Below are 1,631 nucleotides of genomic sequence, written 5' to 3' on the forward strand. Positions count from 1 at the left end.
CAGAGCCCGTCCAGAAACGGGTCGGTCATACATGGGTAGGCGTACCTCCTTGGCTGGCCTGACAGCCTCGTCCGGTGCTGAAGACGCCGGGCGGGGCAACCCCTCAGCGGGGCAGGGCCGTTAAGAAGAAACTAACCCGTCCACCGGCTGTCGGTCGCCCTGGAAGGCCCCGCGCAATCCCCTCTCTTCCGCCGAACAAACCTACGCCGAACACAGAATCGGTTCTGCGTCAAACTGAGCGAAAACGGTCGCGGAACGACACTTGCCGCAGGCCCGGGCTCTTCTCCGGGAATCCGGTCACCGGCACCGGCACCAGTGGTGGACCGCGGACACGAGCTACTGGCAGCGTGAGCCAGTATTTCGGCACCCAGCGCCCCGGTTCCGTCGCGCGCTGGACAGTCGTTCCGCTGAACGCTTCGCCGCTGGCCGGGGGACCTCTCCCGGCCACCTCGATCAGCGAACCGGCGACCAGCATCATGCACCTCCAGCACGGCGACACCACCGTGAACAGCACCGCGGTATTGCCGCAGACGGTGGCGTGGAGTCCTGCTTGGAAAAGTTCTGCATGACCAGGTCGCCGGCCCTGACGGCTGCTCCGGTCCTCAGCGGCGCAGCAGCGCGCTGTCGGCTCTCATCCAAAGGTGGCGTCACTCCGTACCTTGACGATCTTTGCTATCGCGCGCCGGGCGTCGTCGCCGGGAAGGTCGATGTCGGCCCGGCCTTGTGCGGCCGCTTCGGCGCCGGAGTCGAAGAGCGGCACCTGGGAGGTGTAGTCGACCGCTTCGACGAAGGTGGCGCTGTCGATCCGACCGCTGAGAAGCGCGATCTGCAGGGCGAGGAGTTCTGCCCCGCCGTGGCAGCCGATCCAGCCGGCGCACATACGGCGCTGATCGCTGTCCTGGTCGGCTTGGTGGCACTGCCACACCTTCCTAGGCTGCTCACCCATCGGCCGGTCGTACTGCTCCAACTTGTCGTACTCCGTTGCCGCCCAGACCCCCGAGGGGACATCGCGCCGGTAGGGGCAGGTGTCGCAGGCCTTCGGCGCCGGCGGCCGAATCTCAGACGTCATCGTGATCACGCTCTTCCTGTGAGAGGTACGTCGTGCAGGGCAGCCCCGTCCCGGCCCCTGACAAGGCGTCCGCCCGGCCCGTCCTTGAGGCGATGACCGCAGCCGCGGGACGCGGCGGCGGCGCCGGGGCAGAACGCCTGGGCTGATCCAGTGGTCGTACGCGCCGGCTGGCAGGAGCTCGGCCAGTCCGACCGGCCAGCCCGGCAGGCGCAGCTCCGATGCGGACTCCCAGCCGAACACCTCGTCGGCGATCACAGCATGCCCCATCACTCGGTCGCGGCCACTCTATGGAAAGTATTGAACACGTTCAAATGTGCTGCGCCCGCGGCCGGGCGGCGGCTGGCGGGTCTTCGTACGGCTGGATCCCGGGGGCGCGCCGTGAGCGTTCGGGTGCTGCTGGTGGACGACGAGGAGCTGCTACGGCTGGCGTTCGGCATGATCCTGCGCGCCGAGCCGGACATGGAGCTGGTCGGGGAGGCGGCCGACGGGGCGGCGGCGGTGGAGCTGGCGCGGCGGCTGCGGCCGGACGTGGTGCTGATGGACGTGCGGATGCCGGGCACCG

General features: G+C 68.8%; 3 protein-coding genes. 1 reads left to right on the forward strand and 2 read right to left on the reverse strand.

The window, feature by feature from the left end:
- Nucleotides 1-229: 229 nt before the first annotated feature.
- A complete protein-coding gene (locus tag ACIQVZ_RS42420) occupies nt 230-478 on the reverse strand; it encodes a hypothetical protein (protein ID WP_402458537.1) in 249 nt (82 codons plus the stop codon).
- 153 nt (nt 479-631) lie between these two features.
- Entirely contained in the window at nt 632-1,069 is a 438-nt protein-coding gene (locus tag ACIQVZ_RS42425; protein ID WP_402458541.1) for a DUF6283 family protein, read from the reverse strand.
- Between the two features lie 378 nt (nt 1,070-1,447).
- Here ACIQVZ_RS42425 and ACIQVZ_RS42430 point away from each other — a divergent pair.
- Nucleotides 1,448-1,631: response regulator transcription factor (locus tag ACIQVZ_RS42430; protein ID WP_402458539.1), on the forward strand; the 184-nt coding region annotated here is incomplete at its 3' end.

Origin of the sequence: Kitasatospora sp. NPDC098663 (assembly GCF_044760075.1) — a bacterium.
GTDB lineage: Bacteria > Actinomycetota > Actinomycetes > Streptomycetales > Streptomycetaceae > Kitasatospora.

Excerpts from the sequence above, each read along its gene's own strand:
- ACIQVZ_RS42425 (WP_402458541.1), bottom strand. The coding sequence starts at position 1,069 with ATGACGTCTGAGATTCGGCCGCCGGCGCCGAAGGCCTGCGACACCTGC.
- ACIQVZ_RS42420 (WP_402458537.1), bottom strand. The coding sequence starts at position 478 with ATGATGCTGGTCGCCGGTTCGCTGATCGAGGTGGCCGGGAGAGGTCCC.